At 62.5% G+C, this 3,211-nt stretch carries 6 protein-coding genes; all 6 read left to right on the plus strand.

What is annotated here, in order from left to right; all coding sequences use genetic code 11:
- Positions 1-209 (plus strand): COX15/CtaA family protein (locus tag LLH00_00885; protein MCE5269822.1); only part of this gene is annotated, 209 nt, incomplete at its 5' end.
- Positions 190-1,068, plus strand: coding sequence for a heme o synthase (locus LLH00_00890; protein MCE5269823.1), 879 nt, complete (start codon positions 190-192; stop codon positions 1,066-1,068). The genes LLH00_00885 and LLH00_00890, both read left to right, overlap by 20 nt.
- 72 nt (positions 1,069-1,140) lie before the next feature.
- Positions 1,141-1,722, plus strand: coding sequence for a cytochrome c oxidase assembly protein (locus LLH00_00895; GenBank protein ID MCE5269824.1), 582 nt, complete (start codon positions 1,141-1,143; stop codon positions 1,720-1,722).
- A complete protein-coding gene (locus LLH00_00900) occupies positions 1,719-1,877 on the plus strand; it encodes a hypothetical protein (protein MCE5269825.1) in 159 nt (52 codons plus the stop codon). Before LLH00_00895 ends, LLH00_00900 begins: the two co-directional genes overlap by 4 nt.
- Positions 1,878-1,886: 9 nt before the next feature.
- Positions 1,887-2,705 (plus strand): heme-copper oxidase subunit III, encoded by an 819-nt coding sequence (locus LLH00_00905; protein ID MCE5269826.1) that lies wholly within the window; start codon positions 1,887-1,889, stop codon positions 2,703-2,705.
- A gap of 191 nt (positions 2,706-2,896) precedes the next feature.
- On the plus strand, positions 2,897-3,211 hold a 315-nt coding region (locus LLH00_00910), incomplete at its 3' end, for a hypothetical protein (GenBank protein MCE5269827.1).

Below are 3,211 nucleotides of genomic sequence, written 5' to 3' on the forward strand. Positions count from 1 at the left end.
TCCGCTACCGGGTGAGCGGAAGATGCCGTCTGAGCCTGCGCGCCCTGGCCGCCCTGGTGCTGCTTCAGGTGGCCCTGGGCGTGATCACCCTGCTGCTGGCCGTGCCCGCGCACCTGGGCATTCTTCACCTGACCGTGGCAGCCGTGCTTTTCATGTTGCTTGTGCTGATCAACTTCGAGCTGAGAAACCATGCGCCTGAAACTGTATGATTATTTCCTTCTGACCAAGCCGCGGATCATGCTGCTGGTGCTGCTGACCGGGTTTGCGGCCCTGGTGGTGGAGGGCGGCGCTTTGGGAAGCCGGCGAGAGTTCGTCCTGGTGATGCTGGGCCTTTACTTAATCAGCGGCTCGGCCAACGCGCTGAACCAGTATTTCGAGCGCCGGATCGACGGCCTGATGAGCCGCACCCGGCACCGCAGGCCGCTGCCACTGGGGCGGATCAGTCCAGGGCGGGCGCTGGCATTCGCCGTGGCTATCGGCGTAGCCGGGGTGGGCCTTTTCGCCCTGGAGTTCAACCTTCTGAGCGCCGCTCTGGCCCTGGGCACGGTGCTGTTCTACGGGCTTTTCTACACCCTGTACCTCAAGCCGCGCACCCCGCTCAATATCGTGATCGGCGGGGCGGCCGGTGCAATGGCGCCGGTGATTGCCTGGGCCGCGGTGGCGGGTCAAGTCACGGCCGCGCCCCTGGCGATGAGCCTTGTAATCTTTCTCTGGACACCGCCGCATTTCTGGGCCCTGGCGCTCTGCCTGGTCGAGGACTACCGCGCCGCCGGCCTGCCGATGCTGCCGGTGGTGCGCGGGGAGAGGCACACCCTGAACCAGATATTCATCTACGCGGTCGTGCTGTTCGGGGTGAGCCTGGCAGTGGCCTGGCTTCTGGACTGGCTCTGGTTCGCGCTCGCCGCGGCGGTGTTCGGGGCGCTCCTCAGCCGCAAGGCCTGGACGGCACGCCGCTACAGCTGCGCCACCAGCGGCCGCAACCTGTTCGCCTGGTCGATCCTCTATCTGTGCGCTGTGTTCGCCGGCCTCATCGCGGATGGCCTTCTGCGCTACGCCGGCACGGTTTGACAGACGGGTGGGCAATAAAGAGATTGGGGGCAGGGGAGTAGTGAGTCGGAGTTAATAACAACGGAGGATTAAATGAAACGCAACACCAAGCTGCTCTTGATCCTGCTGGCCGTGATGCTGGGGATGTTCGCGTTCGGCTATGCCAACGTGCCGCTGTTCAAGCTGTTCTGCTCGGCCGTGGGGATCAATGTCTCGCAGCCCAGCGAGATGGCGGCCAAGGCCGCGGTCGACTCCGCCGCCACGAGCGAGGACACCAGCCGCAGTATCAAGGTGCTGTTCACCACCACGGTGAGCGACAACCTGCCCATCGTGTTCGAGAGCGACAAGAGCCGCGCCGACATGCATCCCGGCGGGCTGGATGAGGTGCATTACCGTTTTGTCAACCTGAGCGACGACACCCTGTATTTCCGGCCCGTGCACAGTGTCTACCCGGCCGAGGCCAACGACAAGTACACAATGATCAAGTGTTTCTGCTTCAAGGACATGATCCTGGCCCCGCACGAGGAGGTCACGCATCCGCTGCTGTTCTCGATCCACAAGGACCTCGACCCCTCGATCACCCGGATGACCATGCACTACACCCTGTTCCGCCGTGACCCCAGGGCCGCGGACTGGAACCCGGGCGTGATGCAGAAACTGGGGAGCGAGAAATGAACGCGCTTAAAGCGCCGGTGGACAGCGCCACCCGGCGGCGGAACATAGCCCTGGGCCTGTTCCTGGGGCTGGTTATCCTGGGGTTGGTGCTGGTGGCCTTTTTCAACGTGAGCCCCGAGACCGCCGGGGCGCATGATTCACTGCTTTCGAAATGAGGCTCCAAAGTGAGTGACAAGCCGCTAACAGGCACGCAGACGGCCTCCGTTGCCGCTCATGTGCACCTTCCGCCGCGCTCGATCTGGCCGGCTGCCCTGGCGCTGGGGGCGGGCCTGCTCCCGTTCGCCCTGGTGGCCTGGTCCACCGGACACCCCATTTCAGCCGAACTGCTGGCGGTCTCGGGGGCCTCGGTCACACTGATCTGCCTGATCGGCTGGGCCAGCGCGGTGATCCAGGACAAGCGCGAGGACGTGGTCCGGGAAAGCGTCTCCCTGCAGCAGAAAGACCTTCTGATGTTCCTCAAGTACTTTCTGCTTTCCGAGGCGGCCATTTTCGGCGGGCTGTTCGCGCATTACTACTACCACCGTCTGCACCTTGCGGTCTGGCCGCCGGAGGGCACTCCGGAGCTGTCCACCCACGGCCCGGCCATCGCCACGCTGATCCTGATGTTCTCCAGTTTCACGGTCGAGCTGGCGCTCAAGGCGATAGAAAAGGGCCACAAGCTGCGCTGCAAGACATTCCTTCTGATCACCGTGGCCCTGGGGCTGATCTTCCTGAACTACCAGGGCTACGAGTGGGGGCTCCTGCTCACGTTCGACAAGTTCACCACCCAGAGCAACATTTTCGGGACCATGTTCTACATGCTGACCGGGTTCCACGGCCTGCACGTGAGCATCGGGATCGTGTTCCTGCTGCTCACCTACGGCCGCCTCGAGCTGGGGCAGATGAACGAGCAGCGTCATTTCAGCGTGATCGCCTCGAGCTGGTACTGGCATTTCGTGGACATTGTCTGGGTGCTGCTGTTTTTCAGCCTCTACCTGATCTGAGCCGGGCAGGGGAGGGCAGCCTCCTGCCCACCGGACAATTACACGTACTGAAAGCCTTTTCCCGCTTGAAAACAGCCAGCCGTCTTGACACGCCGCTTTTGAATCGTTAATCAATACTAAGGTTGTTGCGATACAGTGACAGTGCCAGTGGGCCAATGGCATGAGAATGTATCTCATTTTGGATTGACCCCATGAGCGAGCCGAAATATTTCTGGGCCGAGGCCTCGCGCGAGCTGCGCGAGGAGCTTAAGGACACGATCGATCATAACGAAACCGCCCGCTTGCAGCGTAAGCAGCCCTGGCGGCATCTCATCGTGGCGGCCCGTCAGTTCGTTTTCCTGGGCCTCTCCACCTGGGCCCTGGTGCGCTACCGCACGCCCTGGGTGATTGTTCCTGCCGCGCTGCTCTCGGGGGTGACAGTGTTCAATTTCACGGTCCTGCTGCACGAGCAGCTCCATAACCTGATCTTCCGCGGCCACCACCCGCACCTCAACCGTTTTCTCGGC

This window comes from bacterium, from assembly GCA_021372515.1.
Lineage (GTDB): Bacteria > Gemmatimonadota > Glassbacteria > GWA2-58-10 > GWA2-58-10 > JAJFUG01.